Consider the following 21,459-nt stretch of genomic DNA (forward strand, 5'->3'; position numbering starts at 1 on the left):
CTGTACTCACGTAGACCATTGTCGAGAGCAGGAGTACACGGTGAGTCAGTTATTGCGAGTGCAGAATTTCGGCGTTTCGAGTGACGGAATAGCCTGCGGTCCGGACCAGAGCTTCGAGAGCCCGTTCGGCCTGGACCACAGTGAAATGTTTGCGTGGGCAGGAGCTACGGCCAGCTGGCCCAATCGCACCGATCCCGGCGGCAGCCGAGGCCTCGACGACTATTTCACGCGGGACTTCTCCAACAACATCGGCGCCGAAATCATGGGCCGCAACAAATTCTCACCCTACCGCGGCCCTTGGGAGAATCTCGAGTGGCAGGGCTGGTGGGGCGACGAGCCACCGTTCCACACCCCGGTTTTTGTCTTGACCCACCACGTGCGGCCGTCGTTCACGCTATCGGACACGACATTCCACTTCGTCGACGCCGACCCCGCGACGGCCCTCGCGCAGGCACGTGAGGCAGCGCAGGGCAAGGACGTTCGACTCGGCGGCGGAGTCAGCACTATCCGTGAATTCCTCGACGCCGATCTGGTCGACACGATGCACATCGCTGTCTCCCCGATCGAATTCGGATCCGGTCTACGACTGTGGGAGACACCTGACGAGTTACTCGACCGCTTCAACCTCGACGTTGTGCCGAGCCCGAGCGGCGTGACGCACCACCTGTTCTGGCGGAAGTGACGTGTTGGGGCAGCTCCGTAAACGGGAGCTGCCCCAACAGTTACGCACTATTCGCCGGTCTCGACCTGGCGCCCCGACTGGTACCACGCCATCGTTCCACCGGCCACCGAAACGGCATTGATGCCGCGAGCCTGCAGATACTCAGCGGCTTGCAAGCTCCGACCACCGACGGCGCAGATGATGTACACCGTTTCCGCGTCCGGAATTTCACCCACGCGAGAGACGAATTCGCTGAGCGGAATGAGCGTCGCACCGGGAACTCGGACCTGAGCGAACTCGTCGGCCTCACGGACGTCGATCAACGGCTCACCCGCTGCCAAAGCCGTGTCCAGTGCATTCAAATCGACTTCCAACATTTCTTCTGCGCCTGCCTTCGTGTTCGCTGCTGTCCGAATAGACGGTACCCGGGCGTTTTCGTGCAGCTCCCTTTACGATCTGACAATGACCAATACGGTTCCCGAAAAGTCCGGTTTTTGGAGTCGCCCCACCGTGTGGAAAGTGCTCCTGCTGATCGTCGTCTACCTGGCGTTCTATCTTGCTGTCGGGCAGGTTACCTCCAGGGTTCTTGCAGACCAGATCGACACGGACAATGTCGTGGCAAGCGCCTCCAGCATCCTCCTCGGCGTCGCATTGCCCATCGCGATCGGCGGGATCGCCCTGCTGGTTTTCACGACAAAGGTCGGCTGGCTGCGCGGCGTCTTCGGCCCACAACCCATTCGTGGGCGGGGTTGGATGTGGATCGGTCCGATCATCGTGGTCGCCGCCATTGTTGCGCATCTGGCGGGAACCGATTGGAGCGCCTGGACCACCGGCGAGGTAATCGCCCTGCTGGTGCTCGGTGCGTGCGTCGGCCTGACCGAGGAATTGGCCACCCGTGGCCTGGCAGTGAAGATGTTGCGCGACGCCGGCCACCGGGAACGCTTTGTCGCCGTCGTGTCTTCACTGGTGTTTGCACTCATGCACACCGTCAACCTCATCGCCGGGATGAAGGCGTCAACCGTTCTGGTCACCGTGGTCTACACCTTCGGTTTCGGTATGTGCATGTACCTGACAATGCGTGTGACGGGCACGATCTGGGCCGCAATCGTGTTACACGGCCTCACCGACCCCACCACAATTCTCTCGACCGGCGGGCTGGACACTTCGGTGACCACGGAAGTGAGCGGCGCCGCCGCCATCACCTCTCTACTGACGGTCCTCTTGGTCGTCTTCGGGGTGATCGCCGTCTTCCTCATTCGAGATCGAATCGGCGAAGATCGGCACACACCCGTCTCGGCCTGACCGACCGCGACCGTACAAGACATACTTGTGCCCATGCCTTCTCGAACCACGTACTCGTTCGCCGTCGTGACTGCATCGTGTCTGCTGGCACTCTCCGGTGCCGTCACTCATGCCACCGCGGGGGTTCCGACAACTCCCGAAGTCGCGACCACCGAATCCATCGCGTCGGAATCGATCAGCGATCTGTATGCAGCCAAGGGTGCGCATGAAGTGGCTGCCGATTCAGTTCCCGGGTACCAACTGTTCTACCCAGCCGGCTTGTCGTCTGATGGCAATCGGCATCCCGTCGTCACCTTCGGCAACGGCAGCTATGCGACTTACGAAGAGTACGAAGCGCTCCTGCAGCATCTCGCTTCTTGGGGTTTTGTCGTTGTGGTGGCCGACAGCAGCGTCACCGGCGACGGGACGGAGATCTTGGGGGCTGCCCAGTACGTCGTCGATCAGAACACCAACGCTGAGAGCATTTTTCACCAGCGGATCGACACCGACAACATTGCCTCGGTCGGACACTCCCAGGGCGCCGGTGGCGCGATCAACGCGGCAACCCAGTCCGCGAATCTGATCACCGCCACGGCGGTACTCGATTTGCCTGACCCGTGGTGGGCCTCGCGACCTGTCGACGTGATCGACGTGGCCCAGTTGACCGGACCGACGTTCTTCATGACCGGCGCCGACGACCCGGTCTCCACCGCCGATCCGCAAGCTGAGTACTTCGACAAAACCGCCGGACCGGCGGTCCGCGGCAGACTGCTTGGCGTCGGCCACAATTGGGCCGCAGATGGCGAAGGATTCCGGGGCTACCTCACCGCGTGGCTGAGATTCACCCTGAGCGGCGACCAGACTGCCGCACGTGCATTTGTCGGCGACTCGGCGGAAATCCTCACCGATCCCCGTTGGGACCGGCAAGCGATCAAGGGTTTGTGATGACGATCTTGCCGTAGGCCTGCCCGGATTTCTGCTGCTCGAAAGCGTCAGCGAGGCGGTCGAGGCTGAAGGAAGAATCTATGACGGGACGAAGCGCCAGGCTCTCCAGCCCGGCGACCATCTCCTCCTGATGTGCACGACTGCCCACCAGAACACCTTCGATGGTGACCTGTTTGGTCAGTAGCGAAGTCAGGTCGATCGACGACGAGGGGCCGTTCATGATGCCCAGCGCGCAGATTCGCCCGCCTGGTCGGACTGCCGCCAGAGATTGGCCGAGGGTGGACGGCCCGCCGACGTCGAGGACGAGGTCGATCCCGCCGCTGAGCCGCATCGCTTCCGAACCCCAGTCCGGGCGCTCACGGTAGTTGACCACGTGATCGGCACCGAGTTCGGTCAATCGAGCCATCTTGTCGGGGGCCGACGAGGTTGCGATCACCTGGGCTCCAACAGCTTTGGCCAGCTGGACGGCAAACAACGCTACCGTGCTGGTCCCAGGGATCAACACCGACGACCCTGGGATGATCGGGACTCCGGCAAATAGTGCGCGCCACGCTGACAATCCCGCGGTGGGCAAGGTAGCGGCTTCCTCGTAGGTGTAGTTTCGCGGCATCACTGTCACAGCAGATACCGGCACGGTGACGGTGTCGCGGGCGAACCCGTCGACACCGTCACCCGGCGAATTTCCGAATCCGTCGAAATCCGGTGTGCCGCTCCGCCAATGCGGCAAATAGGTGCTCATCACGCGATCTCCGACGCTGAACTGCGTTACGCCGTCTCCGACCGCAACGACCTCCCCGGCAGCATCGGACAACAGGATCCGCGGACCGTCGGTCGCTATCTCTCCGGTCGCCACGAGGTAGTCATGGTGGTTGAGCGAATTCGCGTGGATCGCGATCGTCACCTCACCCGCACCCGGGCCCGGGGTCTCGATCGTCCTCGATTCGAGGTTGTTCAATCCTCCAGGCGGGAGTACGTACACGGCGCGGTTGGTCATGGTGTGGATCCTCGCACGAATGGTGATCGGGTGACGTTCGGAAAGGGTTCTGCTGCTCAGAGGAGAGAAGCGGTGAACCCTCCGTCGAGAACCAGGCTGCTGCCGTTGCACCACGACGACTGGTCGCTCGCAAAGAACACTGCGGCGGCGGCAACTTCCTCGGTCCGGCCATAGCGCGTCTGCTTCGTGACCATCAAGTCGTCGAATCCCCCGGACTCGAGGCCGAGGGCATTCTCGAAATCCTGCTGGTGACTCTTGACCAGGTCGGTATCGATGAATCCGGGCAGCAATGCATTCGCGCGGATTCCGTGGAAGCGAAGTTCGGCTGACAGGGTTTCGGTGAGATTGCGAACTGCTGCTTTGGCTGCGGCATAGCTGCCGATCAAAGGCGAGCCGGTGGTCGACGAGATCGACGAGATGTTCACGATCGAACCGCCACCGGATGCGACGAGAGCGGGCAGCGAATGACGCACTGTCAAGAACACTCCATCGAGGTTGACCGACATCACTTTCCGCCAGTCCTCGAACGAGGTCTCGATCAGCGGGGTCGTGGTGGCGATACCGGCGTTGGGTACTACGACGTTCAGTCCGCCGAACTCTTCGACCGCTCTGGCGACGAGATCCTTGACCTGCTGTTCGTCGGTGACATCAGTGGTGACAGCGATAGCTCCGTCGATCGAGTCCGCCACTGCCTGTGCTGCGCCACCGTTGATGTCGGAGACCACGACCCTCGCGCCCTCCGCCCCGAAAGCCCGGGCAATGGCGGCGCCGATTCCGGCACCTGCGCCGGTGACAATTGCAACTTTGTTCGCGAGAAGATCGGACATGTCAGCGTTCCCCTTCAGTTCTCGGTCGGGACGTAGAAAAGCAATTCGGGTCCGGTGTCACCGGTGGTCGCGATGGCCTCGGACATGTCGAGAGTTCCGTCGCCCAAAGCACTTCCCAACGCCTGCGCGGTGCCCGCGAGATCTTCCGTGTCGAGTTGATAGATGCTCAGGTAGCGGCGCGCGGGCAATGCATCCTCGGGCAGCAACTGCACATCCGCCAGGAAGAATCTGGAGGCGGAGACAACTCCGGGCACTCGTTCGACGACCTGCGGAATATGCACGTCGTCGTACCAGCGGTTGAACGCATCCTCCGAAGACGGATCGGCGGGGTGTACGTGTGCGACGAGAATCGCTGTGCTCATGAAGTTCCTCTTCGACTCGAAGTGCTTTTGGTTCAGCGCGTTTGGAAGGCGACGATATTCACGCGCAAGGCAACTGACCGCGGCTGCGTGTGGTGAATCGATCGCGCTCAAGCGACAACCCTAGGGAGCAAATGTGACCCGCACCATATGCTCGGAGGTCAGAGTTGAGCTCCACATTTGTCCTCTCGGCACAAAACTGTCTCTCGGCACTAACACGGTGGCCAGAATCAGGCGTTAACGGAAGTCTCGCGATTTGGCCGTGACTCGCAGATCCATCAGCTGCATCCGGTCTGCCACGACGGTGACAGCGCCTTCTGCATTCTGCACCTTCCCTCGAATAAGCAACGCCGGCGCCGTATTTGCCAATTTTCGGTACTTTGCCCACAACCCCACCGAACACACGACGTTGACCATGCCGGTTTCGTCCTCGAGGTTGATGAACGTGACGCCCGCAGCTGTGGCCGGACGCTGCCGGTGTGTGACTGCTCCCCCCACCAGCACACGGTCACCGTCCGGGATGTCGAGAAGTCTCGACGCCGGCACCACGCCGAGCGCGTCGAGCTGTGGGCGGAGGAATTGTGTCGGGTACGTGTCGGGAGATACTCCTGTCGCCCAGACATCCGCCGCCGCCAATTCGACGTCGCTCATGCCGGGCAAGGTGGGAGCTGTGACCGACGCACCGATACCGGGCAAGCGGTCGGGGCGCTCCCCCGCCGCAGCGCCCGCTGCCCACAGCGCTTCTCTACGCGAGATACCGAAGCTGGCTAGCGCACCGGCGGTCGCCAGCGATTCAGCTTGTGCGGTAGTCAGTTCCACCCGCCCCGTCAGATCGAGAAACGACGTGAACGGTCCACCGAGGTCGCGCTGTTCGACAATTTTCTCGGCGAGTGCATCGCCGATGTTGCGCACTTCCCCCAGCCCCAGCCGAACCTCGAATCCACCTGCCTCGACGGTGGCATGCGCGAGGCTGACATTGATGTCTGCACCGTGTACCTGCACTCCGTGCCGGCGCGCATCGGCAACCAAGGACTGCGGCGAGTAGAAACCCATGGGCTGCGCGCGCAGAAGTCCGGCGCAGAACGCAGCGGGATGATGAAGTTTGAACCACGAGGAGTAGAAGACCAGCGCGGCAAAACTCTGTGAATGGCTTTCCGGGAAACCGAAATTAGCGAATGCATAAAGCTTTTCGTAGATCCGGTCGGCAACCTCGTCACCGATGCCGTGTAGGTCTCGCATGCCCTGATAGAACCTCGCGCGCAGTTGTTCCATCTTCTCGGTGGAGCGTTTCGATCCCATTGCCCGACGCAATTGATCGGCCTCGGACGGCGTGAAGCCCGCAACGTCGACGGCCATCTGCATCAACTGTTCCTGGAACAGCGGAACCCCCAACGTGCGTTCGAGTGCCTTCTCGAGCGACGGATGGTCGTAGGACACAGGTTCGAGTTTGTTGCGCCGACGAATGTACGGATGCACTGATCCGCCTTGGATCGGCCCCGGACGGATGAGCGCGACCTCGACTACCAGGTCGTAGAAGTTTCGAGGCTTCAGACGCGGCAGTGTCGCCATCTGCGCACGTGATTCCACTTGGAACACACCCACCGAATCTGCCCGCTGCAACATCTCGTACACCGCTGTTTCCGACAGATCGAGTTGCGCCAAATCGACTGTGATGCCTTTGTGTTCGGCCACCAGATCCATCATGTAGTGCAAAGCTGAGAGCATGCCGAGGCCGAGCAGATCGAACTTGACCAGCCCAGCGGCAGCGCAATCGTCCTTGTCCCATTGCAGGACACTGCGATTGGCCATCCGCGCCCACTCCACCGGGCAGACGTCGGCGATGGGACGATCGCAGATGACCATGCCGCCCGAGTGGATACCGAGGTGCCGCGGATAGCCTTCGATCTGCGCCGCCAGTTCGAGTACCGGACGCGGAATATCGGTATCCGCATTCTTGTCGATACCACCCCACCGGCCGACCTGCTTACTCCACGCATCTTGCTGTCCCTGCGAAAAGCCCAGCGCCCGAGCCATGTCCCGCACCGACGACTTTCCTCGATAGGTGATGACATTGGCGACCTGCGCGGCATACGTACGCCCGTACTTCGCGTACACGTGCTGGATCGCCTCTTCCCGGCGGTCGGACTCGATGTCCACGTCGATGTCCGGCGGGCCGTCACGTTCAGGCGCAAGAAACCTCTCGAACAGCAGTTTGTTGCGAACCGGATCGACATTGGTGATGCCGATCGCGTAACACACCGCCGAGTTCGCAGCGGAACCTCTTCCCTGACAGAGGATGTCGTTGTTCTTGCAGAACGACACGATGTCATGCACCACCAGGAAATATCCGGGAAAGTTCAATCCCTCGATGATGGCAAGTTCATGTTCGAGCTGTTCGTATGCCTTCGGTGCACCTTCCGGCGGTCCGTAGCGTTCCAGCGCCCCCACCATGGTGAGCTCACGCAACCACGACGCCTCGGTATGCCCGGCTGGCACGTCGAACGGTGGCAATTTGGGCGCGATGAGCTTGAGATCGAAAGCGCACTCACGACCAAGATCGGCGGCACTACTGACAGCCTCGGGATAGAGCGAGAACAGTGCCGCCATCTCCGCGCCGGACCGCAGGTGCGCTCCGCCGGTAGGGGCCAACCATCCTGCTGCCTCGTCCAAGCTTTGACGCGACCGCACAGCCGCCATTGCCATGGCGAGGCGTCGACGCGGAGGAGCGGCGAAGTGCGCGGCGGTGGTCGCCACCGTACGTAGTCCATGCTCTCTCGCCAATTCGGCCAGAACGGCATTGCGCTCGTCGTCCTCCGCCAACCCATGATGAGTGAGTTCCACCGACACTCGCTCCGCCCCGAAACGCTCGACCAGATCCCCCAAGGCATCCGCCGCTGCTTCGCGACCACCCGACGTCAAGGCTTGCCGCACATGACCTTTCCGGCACCCGGTCAGGATCTGCCAGTGGCCACCGGCCGCTTCGGTCAGCACGTCGTAGTCGTACTGCAGTTTGCCCTTCTCGCCGCCCGCCAGATGCGCGGCAGCGATCTCCCGCGAGAGCCGGCGATACCCTTCCTGCCCACGGGCAAGTACCAGGAGGTGCGTTCCACCGGGATCTGCCGTGCCGGTTCTGGGTACCGAATCCAGAGACAACTCGGCCCCGAACACGGTGCGCATTCCCCATTCACGTGCGGCTTCCGCAAACCTCACCACGCCGTAGAAGCCGTCGTGATCGGTGACGGCGATAGCTTCGAGCCCGAGACGCACTGCTTCCTCGACCAGCTCTTCCGGCGGTGATGCACCGTCGAGGAAACTGAAGGCCGAGTGAGCGTGCAGTTCTGCGTAAGGAATTACACCGGCACCACGGGTGAGCTCGCCCGCGTGGTACTCGCCGCGCTTTCTTGACCAGGCGGGGCTGTCGCTTCCATCGCCCGGAAACAAATCCTCATGTTCCACACGGCCGGGTCGTCCGGAAAGCACCCGTTCCATCTCGGACCACGTCGGCGGCCCATTTCCCCAACCCACACTGACCTCGCACCTGATCGAGTCGGCCGTCAGGGACGACCGACTGCTCGAGGATGCCGAAAGGGAAGACGCACCACATGCATCGAACTGATGTTCGATGCAGATTCAGTCTGACAGGTCACTCACCCACAGTCAACAGAGCGAATCTCAACCCTCACCGTCTCGTCACATTCAGATGTACGCATGTCTGCACTCCGTTCACTTTCGCCCCAGATCATTAGCGGCGTTCATAATCTCCATCCACACTGTTTCCAGGAGTACTACTCGTATGTCGTTCTCGCGCAACACACGTAGGTTGACGGCCGTCGCCGGCGCCGTCGCCGTTCTGGCCGCTGCCGGCTGCAGCAGCAGCGCCGACGAGGCCACCGGCTCGAACGGCACGACCGTCGATCGCGCCGCGACCGGCGAACTGTCCTCGAACGGTGGTGCTCGCCGCATCAACGGTGATCAGTCGGCCGCAGTGCGCGACGCCGTCAACGCTTCCGGCGCGAAGAACGTCATTCTCTTGATCGGCGACGGCATGGGCGACTCGGAGATCACCGCCGCGCGCAACTACGCCGAGGGCGCTGCCGGCAGCTTCCCCGGTCTCGACGCCCTGCCGATCACCGGCCAGTACACGCACTACGCACTGACCAAGGACGGCAAGCCCGACTACGTCACCGACTCCGCAGCCAGCGGATCGGCATGGTCCACCGGCACCAAGACCTACAACGGCGCGATTTCCGTCGACATCAAGGGTCAGGCCCAGTCGACCGTCCTCGAGATCGCCAAGGCGAACGGCAAGGCCACCGGCAACGTCTCCACCGCCGAGGTGCAGGACGCCACACCCGCAGTGCAGGTCGCGCACGTCAGTGGCCGCAAGTGCTACGGACCGGAGGCAACGTCCAAGTCCTGCCCGGAGAACGCCCTCGAGAACGGCGGCAAGGGGTCGATCAGCGAACAACTCCTCGACACCCGCGCCGACGTCACCTTCGCCGGCGGCGCCAAGTCCTTCGCCGAGACTGCGAAAGCCGGTGACTGGCAGGGCAAGACACTCAACGAGCAGGCCGCAGCTCGGGGCTACCAGCTGGTGAAGAATGCCGCCGAGATGAACGAGGTCGGCAAGGCCGATCAGGATGCACCCGTGCTCGGCTTGTTCGCCGACGGCAACATGCCCGTCCGCTGGGAAGGCTCTGTCGCCACCCGTGACGGTTACCTGCAGCCCGCAGAAACCTGCGTCGACAACCCCAAGCGAACCTCCGACGTACCGAAGCTCGCGGACATGACTCAAAAGGCGATCGACCTACTGAAGGTCAACGACAACGGATTCTTCCTCCAGGTCGAAGGTGCCTCGATCGACAAGCAGGATCACGCAGCCAACGCATGCGGTCAGATCGGTGAAACCGTCGACCTCGACGAAGCTGTGCAGAAGGCACTCGAATTCGCGAAGACCGACGGAGAAACCCTGGTCATCGTCACAGCCGACCACGCTCACACCAGCCAGATCGTCACCAACGTCAGCGCCGACGACATCGCCACCATCGCCAAGGACCAGAACATCCCGGTCGAGCGCGCCCAGGAAATCGTCTACCCCGGTCTGACCCGCAAGCTGACCACGAAGGACGGCTCGGAGATGACGATCAGCTACGGAACGTCCGAAGATCCGGCCGTCGAATCCGAAGGGCATACCGGCACTCAGTTGCGCGTAGCAGCTTTCGGCCCGCACGCGGCCAATGTCAGCGGCCTCACGGACCAGACCGATCTGTTCTTCACGATGACCGACGCGCTGGGACTCGACCGTTCCAAGGTCGCAGCTCACTGACCTGACAACACCCGACCCGGTAAAAGCCTGGGTCCAGTCACACCAGAGCAGCCAAGGCGCGCACCCGATCTTCGGGTGCGCGCTTCGGGCAACTGGTGCATTTGCCTTCACCGGGTACCTCGTAGATCAGGCAGCACGACGCCCGCTGCGTGAATCTGCGTCGCCCGAACGCCACCGGCGTCAATGGATTACTTACGCGCACAGCAGATTCTCTGCGATCCACGTCCACGAAACGCGGGACCGGAATGCCCGGGTTCTCACCGCGGAGAACTTCGATCAGACCGGCCGCAAATGCACTTCCGCGCTCCCGCGCATTACCGGCGGCATCGAGGCTGCGATTGGCGATGGAGTCCGTTGTGATCGCCCACAGCGCCTGCTGCCGAACGCCGGACACCTCGGCGAGTACCTCGATCACGGGATTGAGCGAGCGGAACATCGCGTGGCCCAACTCCGCCACACTCCGCGAGATCGGAATGACCGATCCGGCAGCAAAACCGCCCAGATAGCCGTTGTCACGCAAGAAGATCCGCCCACCGTCCAACGATGGATCGGCCGCGAACCCGGTGACCATCCCGGTTCCGATCGGAATGCCGGTCAGCGTCGAGCTGGCCGAGTACCACCACAACGTGCCGTTCACTCGACTGTCCGCACTCCCCCATCGCTCTGCCGTATCGGCGACACGTGCTGCCAACCACTGGGGGTCGGTCATCAACACCGCGGGCACCGTATCCGGATACGCGCTCAGGTTGTCGAAGAACGGCACAGCTACTGCCATACGGGCGTAGATCCCGGCCACCGATTCCGTCATGCCAGCCCCAATATCTCCATCCGCGGACGTACTCCGCGTTCGACTCGCGCCCTGATGCCGAAAACCTCGGCCAACAACGGCTCGTCCAACACCTCGACCGTAGACCCACACGCGCGGAGTTCACCTTCGGTGAGCACGGCAAGGTTGTCGCAGTACTCGACCGCCAACCGTAGATCGTGCATCGTGACCACAACTGCGAGCCCCGCCGACGCAAGTTCGGTAAGCAGTTCCATCACGATCAACTGGTGACGAAGATCGAGATGATTGGTCGGCTCGTCCAACAACAGAACCTTGGGCTCCTGAGCCAATGCGCGAGCTATCGAGACACGTTGCCGCTCACCACCCGACAGGGTCGATACGTCTCGTCCGGCAAGCTCGACCAAACCGACCTGCTCGATGCACCGGTCCACGATGGCGGTATCGCGCTCCGTGCTTCGGTCCAACCAGCTGCGGTGCGGAGTTCGTCCGAGTGCGATCGATTCACGAACCGACAGTCCTGCCGAGACAGTGGGTTCTTGAACACTTGCCGAGACAGTTCGGGCGATGTCCTTACGCGAGAGCGTCGTCGAGTCGACTTGATCGATCAGAACTGCGCCACCTGTCGGCGTCAAAGCGTTGTAGCAGCAGCGCAGCGCCGTCGTCTTGCCACTGCCGTTCGGCCCGACCAAGCCCAATATTTCACCGGACTTGACTGCGAAAGTGATGCCGCGCAACACTTCGCGATTTCCGAGCCGCGCCCGGGTCTCGACGAGTTCGAGCAGGGGCGCAGTTTCGGAGTCTTTCGGGAGTGTCACTGTTCTGGTCTGTGTCACTGTTCTGGCCTGTGTCACTGTTCTGGCCTGTGTCACTGTTCGAGCCTCCGATACTGCCGGTAGAGCATCCAGACGAAGATCGGTGCACCCACGAGGGCCGTGATCACTCCGACCGGAACTTCAGTGGATTGTGCCACCGAGCGCGCAGCGGTATCCGCGGCAACCATCGCGACGGCGCCCAGCAGGGCTGCAGCAGGGAGCAGTCGAATTGCTCTGGTGCCGACGATGAAGCCGGCCAGATGCGGGATCAGCAGACCGATGAAACCGATTCCACCGGCAACGCTGACTGCTGCGCCCGCCAGTACGGAGACCGCGAGCAAGGACAACACACGGAACCGTCGGACGTTCATACCGAGTGCAGCGGCCCCGTCGTCACCGGTCTGCAAAACGTCCATCCATCGCGAACTGAACAGAAGGGCTGTGCCGACGACGGCCAGTGTGATCGTCGGGAAGATCAGCGTCGACCATCGTGCATCACCGAATCCGCCGGCAATCCAGTGCATCACCGACGTCACGTGCCGATCATCGGCCAATACCAGGATGCAAAAGGTGATGAGCGCCGAGAATATCTGGGCGAGCGCGACACCCACCAAAATGATCGCGGTCGGCTGCGGATACCGGCCGCCGATCAGCAGTGCGAGAAACAACGGGATCATCGCCCCGACGAATGCTGCGACCGGAATCGTGAAAACCCCGAGGAGGCCGGCGCCGAAACCCAGCACCGACACGAGCACCACCATGAATCCCGCGCCCGACGAGACTCCGAGCAGATACGGATCGGCAAGCGGATTACGGGTGACAGCTTGAGCAACTGCACCTGCCATGGCCAACGAAGCACCCACTACCGCGGCAGTGAGTGCACGTGGCAGGCGGGAGTCGATCACGATCGACTCCCGCGCCGCGGTCCACCACGTCTCGAAAGTCCCTGGCGCCAAACGGGCTCCGACTATCGCCCAGACGTCACCGACGGGAATGCGAACCGATCCCAAGGAGACGGCCAACCCCAGGACGATCGCCAAGGCGACCGCCAAGCCGACAAGCAGGGCGCCGTACCCGTAACGCGTGCGGGTCACTTCGCCGCGTCAGCGCCTGAATGGAAGGCTGTTGCGATGGTCTGTGCCGAACGCACCAACCGTGAACTCTCGAACAGGTCAGCGAGAGGAACCACGACGAACCGGTTCTGCTGCACAGCAGGGGTGGTCGCCATCAACGGCTGGGCACGGAGGAAGTCGATCTTCTGCTCGGCTGTCTTGTCGCCGTAGTCGATGACCACGATCGCCTGGGGTGCACGCTCGGCAACAGCTTCCCACGATGCGTCGATGTAGGGCTTTGTCCCTTCGGCGAAGATGTTCGAGACGCCGGAGTATTCCGCGACCAATTGACCGACGCCGACTCCGCCGATGGTCGTCGGAACCTGGTCACCGCTGTCGTAGAAGAAGGTCGGTACCGGCGCCGCGTCTCCGACCGAAGCGCGGACGGAATCGAGACCATCGCTGATCTCCTCGGCTACCTCGCGGGCGGAATCTTCGACGCCCAGGACTCGACCGAGTTGCGTGTAGTCGTTCTCGAGCAATCCGATGTCGGGGAACCCGGTGCCACAGTATTCCGAGAAGAGGAAGGTGTTGATTCCGCGCTCGCCGAAAGCGTCTCGGGAACGGCCTTGCTTCTCGTTGAAGGCACTGGTCATTCCTCCGACCACGAAGTCCGGATCGACGTCGAGAACCTGCTCCATGCTGGGGAACGTATCGGAGAGGCTGGGAATCTTGTTGAATACATCGGCGGTCTCGGCAGTTGGCGGGTTGTCGCTGTACGCCCGCCCGACAATCCGATCACCCGCGCCGATCTCGATGAGGGCTTCGGTGACGTGTCCGTTCAAAGACACGATGCGCTGCGGCGGCGAATCGAAGGTCATCTCGCGATCGCAGTTGGTCACGGACACCGGCTGTGCGAAGGATTCCGCAGCAGACGCCGACTCTGATTCCTGACCTTTGGAACAACCTGCCGAAACCAAGGCGACCGCGATGAGAACTGCGGCGGCGCGGGACGGGGAGAACTGAAGTGACACGGGGACCTCGTAAGGGCTCTGAGCCACGAATGAGGATCCGACAGACAACTCCGCCCGCACGCTGATCCTCGGCCAGAGCTCCTGCTGGACTTCCTTTTCGTAGACCACGACGAATGGATGTCGCACACCGCGCGGCGGGTAATCGGGCTTGCCGACACTCGGTGACTACCGAGAATCGACCTACCGTTGCGGGTCAGCGCCGGATTCGGACCGGCTTCCCCCACACGCGTGGCTTGCAAGTGCTTCGAGCAGTATGCATGACGTTTCCGATTCAAGACCAAACGCCCACTACAGTCGATCTGGCCAGACGCCCCCACACACCGGAGTTGATACATGACACGCTGGGCCCAAACCGTCGTCGCCCGGAAATGGTGGGTACTGAGCCTCGCGGTTCTGATAGTTCTCATCAGTGGGGTGTGGGGACTCGGAGTGTTCGGCAAGCTCAGCCAGGGCGGCTTCATCGATCCGGGCAGCGACTCCGCGAAGGTCGCCGACATCATCGAAGACAATCTCGGACCGCAGACCCCGGACATCATCGCGATCTACTCGCCCACGGACGGCAAGACTCTGGACGACATCGGGCCGGCAGTGACAGCCGCCGTCGACCAATTCAAAACCGAAGTGCCGACCGCTTCGGTGAAATCGTATTGGGGAACAGACGCCGCAGCGAAGGCCAGCCTGCTCTCGAACGACGGATCCATGGCGGCCGTTGCGATCACGTTGGCACCGGACTCGGGCGTCACGCCCGCCACTTTCGCCGATCTCCTGCCGAAGCTCGAAGTCGAAGGTGCCGAGGCACAATTCGCGGGTAACACCGTCGTCGGCGTCGCATTCAACACCAAGCTCGAGAAGGACCTGGTGGTCGCCGAAGCCATCGCCATTCCGATCACTCTGGTGCTGTTGGTCTTTATCTTCGGCGGCATCGTCGCCGCTGCCGTGCCCGTGTTCGTGGGTGTACTCAGTGTCCTGAGCGCTTTGGCCGTTCTGCGAATCCTCACGCTGATCACCGATGTGTCCTCGTTCTCGATCAACGTCGCTTCTCTTCTCGGGTTGGGACTTGCCATCGACTACGGACTGTTCGTGGTCGGTCGGTTCCGTGAAGAACTGAATTCGGGCTCGGACCCGGGAGCGGCTGCTCAGCGGACAGTTCTGACGGCGGGTCGCACCGTCATGTTCTCGGGTCTACTGCTGATCTGTGCGTTCAGCGGCATGCTCGTATTCCCCCAGGCCGTCATCCGGTCTCTGGGCTTCGGCGCGATCGCCGCAGTATTGAGCGCGGCCGTCCTGTCGCTGACCGCTGTGCCTGCGCTGCTTGCCATTCTGGGGCATCGCATCAACGCCCTGACGTGGCGCAAGGATGCGGCGCAACGCGGCGAGGAACGCTCGCGCAAGTTCTGGGGCCGCGTCGTCACGTGGGTGATGAAGCGTCCGGTCGCAGTCTCGGTGACGATCGTGGCTGTGCTGCTCGTGATGGCCTCGCCGCTGCTCGGCGCCCGGCTGGGAGAACTCTCGTACACCGCACTACCGGACAACGACCCCGCTCGCGTCGCAATGGACACGTTGGTCAACGACTTCCCGCAAACCGGAAACGGCGCAACGATGATCCTTCAGGCCGAGGACGGGAACACTCTCACCCCGGCCGAAGGTGCAGCGATCGCCGAGTCCGCCGGTCGAGTCGAGGGCATCGGTCAGGCGACCGTCGTCGCGAGCACCAATCAACTCGTCGCGGTTCAGGCTCTCTACAGCGAGGGCTCTACACCCCAATCACAGAGCGCCGCAGTGACAGATCTGCGTGCGATCTCCGCTCCCGACGGAACGGTGCTGCTTGTCGGCGGCGGTCAAGCCATGGTCGACGACGGCAACAACGCCGTCCTGCACTGGCTACCGGTGATGATCCTCATCATGGTCGGATCCACCCTGATCCTGTTGTTCCTCGCGTTCGGTTCGGTGGTGCTGCCGATCAAGGCGGTTCTGATGGCAGCCCTGAGTCTCGCGACCACCTTCGGTGTCCTCACCTTCGTCTTCCAGGACGGACACGGCGTCGAACTCCTCGGGGTCAGTCAAACTCCGCTGGAGGCTACGTTTGTCGTGCTCATCCTGGCGGTGGTCTTCGGATTGTCCACGGACTACGAGGTTTTCCTGATGTCACGGATGGTCGAGGCCAAGAACGCGGGAGCGACGACAGAGGAAGCGGTCAAGTTCGGAACCGAGCGCACCGGCCGCATCGTGACGGCTGCCGCCTTACTCCTGATAGTGGTGACGGGGGCCTTCGCAATGTCAGGGCTGTCAGTGATGAAGTTCCTGGGCGTCGGCATGATCGTCGCGCTGATCGTCGACGCGACCATCATCCGCATGTTGCTCGTGCCCTCGCTCGTGAAGTTGATGGGCGAAGCGAACTGGTGGGCTCCTGTGTGGATGAAAAAGGTTCACGCGAAGGTCGGCATCGGCCACTGATCGCGACTGGATCATGTCGCTGAAGAGTGCCTGGGATCCTGCGGAGAGCCGTGTTTGACTAGGGGTCGTGGATGACTTACCTGAGAGTGTTGTGGTCGGCTCAGCAGTGTTTTCGCGTGTCGACTCGGACGATTCGTTGGCGTGCTGGACATCGATCATCGATGTCCAGGGGGTCGGTGACTCCAGGCCGGTGAGTCTGGTTATCGAGCCGGCCACCGTGCCGGAGTCTGCGGTGTGTGAGCTCGCTGCGACCGTGATGGCCCGGTTCGGTGAGTTTGCCGAAGTCGCCGCCGATTACCTGCGTCAACAGCTGCGTGGGCCACAGTTCGGCCTCCGCCACTCCGAACTCGTGGAGTTGGACGCCACGGAGTCACTGTTCGGCGAACCTGAGGCGGTGATCTGGGCTGACGGAACCTGGCTGCTGCGGTTCGCTGAGTCAAGGCTCGAGATGGCCGATCCTTTCGGGATCGGTGTTCTGTTCGAAGGAACGACCCCGTATGCGGTCGAGGACTTGTCGGGCGCTGAACCGGCCTAGGGTTTGCCGGCCTGGCCACTCCATCGCCTCGACGATGGTGCGCCGGTCTACTGGCGGACGGCGCATGGCCTTCACACCCTCGGAACAACGGCCGCCCACATCTCATCCGAAATCACGTCACGCGACGCAAGGACGAGCGCGCACCCCACTGCGCCCGAAACTCTTCAGCAACAGACCTAGTGGATTTCCCTGATCGGGCAGTCGTCCTCGAGGATGACTGCCCGATCGTCTAAATCGCTCCGCAGGGCGATGTTCTCCGAAGCTGATTTCGTCAGACTTGGAGCATGACAATTTTCGAATGGATCCTTGCAATCCCCGCTCTTGCGCTTGCCGTCGCGTTCTTGTTCTCCGGAATCATCTCCGCGGGCATCGACTTCGACGCCGAGGACGGGGTCATGACGCATTGATGTTCGTTTCCCTCTAGCCGCTGATCTTACTTTGGAGTAAGTTACCGACTATGGCCACATACATCGTCACTGGCGGTACCGGATTTCTCGGACGAGCTGCACTGCCACTCCTGCTCGAGCGTGATCAAACTGCTCAGATCCATGTGCTGGTCAGAGCCGGTTCTGTCGCCAAACTCGAAGAACAGGTGTCGGCAATTCCCGGCGGCGATCGCGTGCATCCGCTCATTGGAGATCTGACCGAGCCTGGGCTGGGCATCGATTCTCCCCCACCTGCCGACCACGTCCTTCACCTCGGCGCGATCTACGACATCACCGCCGGAGACGAGCAGGCTTCGACGAATGTCGAGGGCACACGCTCCGTGGTCGAACTTGCTGCGAAACTGGGAGCCACCCTTCATCACGTGTCATCGGTCGCAGTCGCAGGCGACTATCCGGGCACGTTCAGCGAGACCGATTTCGATTGCGGCCAAGGCTTTCCGACGCCCTACCACCGAACCAAGTTCGAGGCCGAGAAGCTCGTTCGAGAACGAGAAGGCCTCACCTGGCGTGTTTATCGGCCGTCTGCCGTGGTCGGCAACTCCGTCACCGGGGAGATGGACAAGATCGACGGTCCGTACTACTTGTTTCCAGGACTGGCGCTACTCGCGAAACTACCTGCAGCACTCCCCGTCCCGATCCCCAACCTCGGCGCAACCAATGTGGTGCCCGTCGATTACGTAGCCGCCGCCCTCGTCGAATTGATGCACGCGCCCGGCCACGACGGCGAAGCATTCCATCTCGTGAATCCGAAACCTCAACCGGTACGCGAAATCTATGCCGGACTCGCCAAGGCCGCCGGAGCACCCCGGCCCGCACTCAGCCTTCCGGGCGTGATCGCCAAACCCTTTGTCTCGCCCTTGCCGATGGACTCGGCAGAATCGGCACGGAAGGTCTTCCTCGATCGCATCGGCATGCCTGCAGCATTGCTCGACAACATGACGATGGCGCCGACCTTCACCTCGGAGAGAACCGTTGCCGCCCTGGCCGGATCGGGACTGGCGGTCCCCGAGTTCGGGTCGTACTCCACTGTGTTGTGGAAGTACTGGCGCGCAAACCTCGATCCCAATCGCGCACGACGTAACAGTCCCGAAGGACCGCTCGTGGGTCGGATCGTTCTGATCACCGGAGGCTCTTCCGGAATCGGCAAGGCATCGGCCATTGCCGCCGCTCAGAAGGGCGCCACCGTTCTCCTGATCGCACGCCGCACCGACGAACTCGATGCCGCAGTACAGGAGATTCGATCAGCCGGAGGCAAGGCGTTCGGTTACCCCTGCGACATCACCGACGACGAGTCGGTCCAGCACACGATCAAAAGCATTCTGACAGAACACGATCACGTAGACATGTTGGTAAACAACGCCGGCCGATCCATCCGGCGCGGCATTTACCACTCCACTGATCGTTTCCACGACTACGAACGAACGATGGCCGTGAACTACTTCGGCGCTGTGCGATTGGTGCTCGCCTTGTTACCGACCATGCGTTCTCGCCGCTTCGGCCACATCGTAAACATCAGCAGCGCGGGAGTCCAGGCGGCAACGCCTAGATTCTCGGCCTACGTGGCGAGCAAGGCCGCCCTCGACGGTTTCTCGGACGTAGCCGCCTCTGAAACCCTGGCGGACGGAATCACTTTCACGACCATCCACATGCCCCTGGTCGAAACACCGATGATCGCTCCGACCGGCGAATACAACAACGGCCCGATCACCAGCCCGGAAAAGGCTGCGGCAATGGTGATCCGCGCGCTGATCGACCGCCCCAAACGCATCGACGTACCACTCGGAACCCTGGGTGATCTGGGAACCCTGTTCGCACCGCACACCAAGGACCGAATTCTCAACCAGATGTACCAGGCATTCCCCGACTCTCCGGCGGCAAAGGGTCAGGTAGACAAGGAAACTCCGGCAGACGCTCCGGCAACACCGACGCGACAGCACCACTCGCGCTCGCGCATCCGCAAACTCGGCCGTCGTGCCGCCCGACTCGTGCCCGGTACGCACTGGTGACCGGTGGTGTGACTTCGCCTCGGAGCGTTTCGGCCAGCGGAACGAGTCTGCAATGCTAGTCATCAGAATCTATCCAGACCATGGTCATCCCAGTTCGCTGTGGCCGTCGAAGGAATTGATTGTCATCCCGCCGCAACGGTTCCCGCAGGCATACGTTCTCCCGAGCCAAATGGGGATCGACGACGAACTCGGAGAGAAGATACTGGCGTGGACTGATCGCTTCCAAAAGTTCTTTGTGACCGAGATCGACGGCTTCGCGATACGACCGCGGTGGAATCCAGGGATCAACGTTTTCGACTGGTACGACGAGGGCTATCAGATCGTGGGCAAACTTCGGGCACAGTTTCCGGACGTGCACGTCAAGCCTGAATTTGCCCAGTACGTCTTTTCGGTCAACGAGCGTCGGGAAAGCATGGGGCTTGTGCCGGTCAGCCTTCCGAACGAACCCAAGGCCGGGCATATGAGCATCACTGAACTCCTGCACCCCAAGTGAGTTTCAGAGCCATGGCGATGAATGCGATCGATACTGCGGCAGTGATCGAGTTTTCCCATCCGAGGGCGAAGTAAACTGCGGAAGAATCGAAATCCACTGCCTTGCAAGAGGCTACGGGAAACGGGATCCAAGCCCATCCTGCTTCTTCGAGCAATCCGCTTCCATACGAACTTGATCTACAAAGCTCCGATGCGGACGCTGGGAACCCCCAACGTGAGGTCACTCCGAAACTTGCGATCAATCCAATGACCCCGACTACCAGCATGAGTGCGGGAACATTGCGAGTGATAGGTGACTTGTCTCGGGGTGAAGTCATTGGAACACCGTACTTCGGCTTTCCGTCAGTTCGCTGACACTGCACATTGTTACGAATGCGAGATGAATTAGCCGACGACCCTGCGGATCTCACTCTCGGAGGCATTGGCGCCCGTGCAGACAACAGCAACGCGCTTGCCAGCGAAGGTGTTCGGATGCGCATAGACCGCAGCAAGTGCGGCCGCACCGGCGCCTTCGCTCAAAGTGTGAGCGTCGAAGAGCAACGCCCGCTGCGCGAGGGTGATGTCGTCGTCCGTGACGAGCAGGAATCCCCCGAGGCGTTCACGCAAGACACGTTGAGTGAGTGCGAACCCGGCACCGGTCGCAAGCCCTTCGACACGGGTGGTGTTCGGGCGCTCGACGCACGTGCCGGAACTCCACGAGTCATGTGCGGCTCGTGCGGCCTCAGACTGCACTGCGAACACCTCGAGGTGCGGTGCAAGCGCACTGGCGACGAGACACGCCGCCGCCGCACCGCTGCCGCCACCGACTGGGACCACCACCGCGTCCAGATCAGGTTGTTGTTCGAGGAGTTCGACGTAGGCCGTTGCAACACCGGCGAGGATTGCCGGCTCATTGGCGGCGCTCACGAGACGCAGGCCGTCACGTTCGCTGATGAAATCGGCATGAGCACGTGCCTCGTCGAAGTTCACACCGTGCTCGATGAGCTCGGCTCCGAGCATGCGGACAGCGTGAGCCTTGACTGGATTCGCCCCAACCGGCATGACGATCACACACCGCACGCCCGCACCCGCCGCGGCATACGCCAAGGATTGAGCATGGTTTCCGGTCGAGTAGCCGACAATCCCCCGCGCCCGCGTCGCCTCATCCAGTCCTGCCACCAGGTTCAGTCCGCCGCGAACCTTGAACGCACCCGTGGGGTGCACGTTCTCGTGTTTGACGAACAATTGGCTGCACGAGCCCGCACCCAAGGTCGGGTGCGATATCAGGGGCGTGACCGGTAGATGCCGACGGACGACCTGACTGGCACGCTCGATGTCTGCCCATACGGGTGGATGTAGCTGGTTTGATGCCGTGAGATCAGATGCCGGTGCCATGTGATTCACCCTGCCAAACACCGATTCATAGATCCAATACGTGTTTTCGTCCAAAGCATCGAAATCTTCTATGA

General features: G+C 61.8%; 19 protein-coding genes and 1 riboswitch. Of the genes, 9 read left to right on the forward strand and 10 right to left on the reverse strand.

Annotation, left to right across the window (positions count from 1 at the left end):
• Nucleotides 1–40 precede the first annotated feature (40 nt).
• Nucleotides 41–682, forward strand: coding sequence for a dihydrofolate reductase family protein (locus ATN38_RS25895; protein WP_070162760.1), 642 nt, complete (start codon nucleotides 41–43; stop codon nucleotides 680–682).
• Between the two features lie 47 nt (nucleotides 683–729).
• On the opposite strand, the gene ATN38_RS25900 is transcribed toward ATN38_RS25895, so the two are convergent.
• Nucleotides 730–1,038: a rhodanese-like domain-containing protein gene (locus tag ATN38_RS25900; RefSeq protein WP_003940684.1), complete on the reverse strand. Its 309-nt coding sequence runs from the start codon at nucleotides 1,036–1,038 to the stop codon at nucleotides 730–732.
• Nucleotides 1,039–1,123: 85 nt separating this feature from the next.
• Here ATN38_RS25900 and ATN38_RS25905 point away from each other — a divergent pair, with 85 nt between their 5' ends.
• Nucleotides 1,124–1,963, forward strand: a complete 840-nt coding sequence (locus ATN38_RS25905) for a CPBP family intramembrane glutamic endopeptidase (protein ID WP_116056949.1) — start codon at nucleotides 1,124–1,126, stop codon at nucleotides 1,961–1,963.
• Nucleotides 1,964–1,996: 33 nt separating this feature from the next.
• Nucleotides 1,997–2,887 (forward strand): dienelactone hydrolase family protein, encoded by an 891-nt coding sequence (locus tag ATN38_RS25910; protein ID WP_007727417.1) that lies wholly within the window; start codon nucleotides 1,997–1,999, stop codon nucleotides 2,885–2,887.
• On the opposite strand, the gene ATN38_RS25915 is transcribed toward ATN38_RS25910, so the two are convergent.
• The 4 genes from ATN38_RS25915 to ATN38_RS25930 all read right to left on the reverse strand — a co-directional run bounded on the left by ATN38_RS25915 (nucleotide 2,874) and on the right by ATN38_RS25930 (nucleotide 8,592).
• Nucleotides 2,874–3,881, reverse strand: coding sequence for an NAD(P)-dependent alcohol dehydrogenase (locus tag ATN38_RS25915; protein WP_218748947.1), 1,008 nt, complete (start codon nucleotides 3,879–3,881; stop codon nucleotides 2,874–2,876). The two genes, ATN38_RS25910 and ATN38_RS25915, sit on opposite strands and share 14 nt — an antisense overlap.
• Nucleotides 3,882–3,937: 56 nt before the next feature.
• Nucleotides 3,938–4,708: a glucose 1-dehydrogenase gene (locus ATN38_RS25920; protein WP_003940866.1), complete on the reverse strand. Its 771-nt coding sequence runs from the start codon at nucleotides 4,706–4,708 to the stop codon at nucleotides 3,938–3,940.
• A 14-nt stretch (nucleotides 4,709–4,722) separates the two neighbouring features.
• Nucleotides 4,723–5,070: a hypothetical protein gene (locus ATN38_RS25925; RefSeq protein WP_007727425.1), complete on the reverse strand. Its 348-nt coding sequence runs from the start codon at nucleotides 5,068–5,070 to the stop codon at nucleotides 4,723–4,725.
• Between the two features lie 234 nt (nucleotides 5,071–5,304).
• Nucleotides 5,305–8,592: an error-prone DNA polymerase gene (locus ATN38_RS25930; protein WP_042449684.1), complete on the reverse strand. Its 3,288-nt coding sequence runs from the start codon at nucleotides 8,590–8,592 to the stop codon at nucleotides 5,305–5,307.
• Between the two features lie 268 nt (nucleotides 8,593–8,860).
• Between ATN38_RS25930 and phoA the strand changes: the two genes are divergently transcribed.
• Complete coding sequence (gene phoA, locus ATN38_RS25935) at nucleotides 8,861–10,393, forward strand: alkaline phosphatase (protein WP_064443382.1); 1,533 nt, start codon at nucleotides 8,861–8,863, stop codon at nucleotides 10,391–10,393.
• 37 nt (nucleotides 10,394–10,430) lie between these two features.
• Here the strand turns inward: phoA and ATN38_RS25940 are convergent, their stop codons facing one another.
• Genes ATN38_RS25940 through ATN38_RS25955 form a run of 4 tightly spaced genes read right to left on the reverse strand, consistent with a single transcriptional unit; the run spans nucleotide 10,431 to nucleotide 14,078 of the window.
• A complete protein-coding gene (locus tag ATN38_RS25940; RefSeq protein WP_003940787.1) occupies nucleotides 10,431–11,201 on the reverse strand; it encodes a (2Fe-2S)-binding protein in 771 nt (256 codons plus the stop codon).
• Entirely contained in the window at nucleotides 11,198–11,995 is a 798-nt protein-coding gene (locus ATN38_RS25945) for an ABC transporter ATP-binding protein (RefSeq protein ID WP_083197714.1), read from the reverse strand. Before ATN38_RS25945 ends, ATN38_RS25940 begins: the two co-directional genes overlap by 4 nt.
• Before the next feature lie 50 nt (nucleotides 11,996–12,045).
• Nucleotides 12,046–13,086, reverse strand: coding sequence for an iron ABC transporter permease (locus ATN38_RS25950; RefSeq protein ID WP_116056951.1), 1,041 nt, complete (start codon nucleotides 13,084–13,086; stop codon nucleotides 12,046–12,048).
• Nucleotides 13,083–14,078 carry an ABC transporter substrate-binding protein gene (locus ATN38_RS25955; protein WP_042449828.1) on the reverse strand — a complete coding sequence of 332 codons (996 nt, stop codon included), beginning with the start codon at nucleotides 14,076–14,078 and terminating at the stop codon, nucleotides 13,083–13,085. Before ATN38_RS25955 ends, ATN38_RS25950 begins: the two co-directional genes overlap by 4 nt.
• 115 nt (nucleotides 14,079–14,193) lie before the next feature.
• A riboswitch (cobalamin riboswitch) is annotated at nucleotides 14,194–14,340 on the reverse strand.
• A 71-nt stretch (nucleotides 14,341–14,411) separates the two neighbouring features.
• Between ATN38_RS25955 and ATN38_RS25960 the strand changes: the two genes are divergently transcribed.
• The 5 genes from ATN38_RS25960 (at nucleotide 14,412) to ATN38_RS25975 (ending at nucleotide 20,012) form a co-directional block, all read left to right on the forward strand.
• Entirely contained in the window at nucleotides 14,412–16,532 is a 2,121-nt protein-coding gene (locus tag ATN38_RS25960; protein WP_007727439.1) for an MMPL family transporter, read from the forward strand.
• Nucleotides 16,533–16,599: 67 nt separating this feature from the next.
• Nucleotides 16,600–17,067 (forward strand): hypothetical protein, encoded by a 468-nt coding sequence (locus ATN38_RS25965; RefSeq protein ID WP_231915037.1) that lies wholly within the window; start codon nucleotides 16,600–16,602, stop codon nucleotides 17,065–17,067.
• 284 nt (nucleotides 17,068–17,351) lie between these two features.
• The gene (locus ATN38_RS32950) at nucleotides 17,352–17,474 is read left to right on the forward strand and encodes a hypothetical protein (protein ID WP_003940840.1); all 123 of its coding nucleotides are present in this window, start codon (nucleotides 17,352–17,354) and stop codon (nucleotides 17,472–17,474) included.
• 50 nt (nucleotides 17,475–17,524) lie between these two features.
• A complete protein-coding gene (locus ATN38_RS25970; protein ID WP_208689687.1) occupies nucleotides 17,525–19,519 on the forward strand; it encodes an SDR family oxidoreductase in 1,995 nt (664 codons plus the stop codon).
• A 52-nt stretch (nucleotides 19,520–19,571) separates the two neighbouring features.
• The gene (locus tag ATN38_RS25975) at nucleotides 19,572–20,012 is read left to right on the forward strand and encodes a hypothetical protein (RefSeq protein ID WP_225320329.1); all 441 of its coding nucleotides are present in this window, start codon (nucleotides 19,572–19,574) and stop codon (nucleotides 20,010–20,012) included.
• A 383-nt stretch (nucleotides 20,013–20,395) separates the two neighbouring features.
• Here the strand turns inward: ATN38_RS25975 and ATN38_RS25980 are convergent, their stop codons facing one another.
• Nucleotides 20,396–21,385, reverse strand: a complete 990-nt coding sequence (locus ATN38_RS25980; RefSeq protein WP_208689688.1) for a threonine/serine dehydratase — start codon at nucleotides 21,383–21,385, stop codon at nucleotides 20,396–20,398.
• Nucleotides 21,386–21,459: the final 74 nt, after the last annotated feature.

It is taken from the genome of Rhodococcus sp. FH8 (assembly GCF_019266085.1).
In the GTDB taxonomy this organism is placed as follows: Bacteria; Actinomycetota; Actinomycetes; order Mycobacteriales; family Mycobacteriaceae; genus Rhodococcus_F; species Rhodococcus_F qingshengii.

Coding starts and splice junctions, on each gene's coding strand:
- ATN38_RS32950 (WP_003940840.1), top strand. CDS start 17,352: ATGACAATTTTCGAATGGATCCTTGCAATCCCCGCTCTTGCGCTTGCC.
- ATN38_RS25940 (WP_003940787.1), bottom strand. CDS start 11,201: ATGACGGAATCGGTGGCCGGGATCTACGCCCGTATGGCAGTAGCTGTG.
- ATN38_RS25910 (WP_007727417.1), top strand. CDS start 1,997: ATGCCTTCTCGAACCACGTACTCGTTCGCCGTCGTGACTGCATCGTGT.
- ATN38_RS25905 (WP_116056949.1), top strand. CDS start 1,124: ATGACCAATACGGTTCCCGAAAAGTCCGGTTTTTGGAGTCGCCCCACC.
- ATN38_RS25980 (WP_208689688.1), bottom strand. CDS start 21,385: ATGGCACCGGCATCTGATCTCACGGCATCAAACCAGCTACATCCACCC.
- ATN38_RS25975 (WP_225320329.1), top strand. CDS start 19,572: ATGCTAGTCATCAGAATCTATCCAGACCATGGTCATCCCAGTTCGCTG.
- ATN38_RS25970 (WP_208689687.1), top strand. CDS start 17,525: ATGGCCACATACATCGTCACTGGCGGTACCGGATTTCTCGGACGAGCT.
- ATN38_RS25925 (WP_007727425.1), bottom strand. CDS start 5,070: ATGAGCACAGCGATTCTCGTCGCACACGTACACCCCGCCGATCCGTCT.
- ATN38_RS25960 (WP_007727439.1), top strand. CDS start 14,412: ATGACACGCTGGGCCCAAACCGTCGTCGCCCGGAAATGGTGGGTACTG.
- ATN38_RS25915 (WP_218748947.1), bottom strand. CDS start 3,881: ATGACCAACCGCGCCGTGTACGTACTCCCGCCTGGAGGATTGAACAAC.
- ATN38_RS25920 (WP_003940866.1), bottom strand. CDS start 4,708: ATGTCCGATCTTCTCGCGAACAAAGTTGCAATTGTCACCGGCGCAGGT.
- ATN38_RS25900 (WP_003940684.1), bottom strand. CDS start 1,038: ATGTTGGAAGTCGATTTGAATGCACTGGACACGGCTTTGGCAGCGGGT.
- phoA (WP_064443382.1), top strand. CDS start 8,861: ATGTCGTTCTCGCGCAACACACGTAGGTTGACGGCCGTCGCCGGCGCC.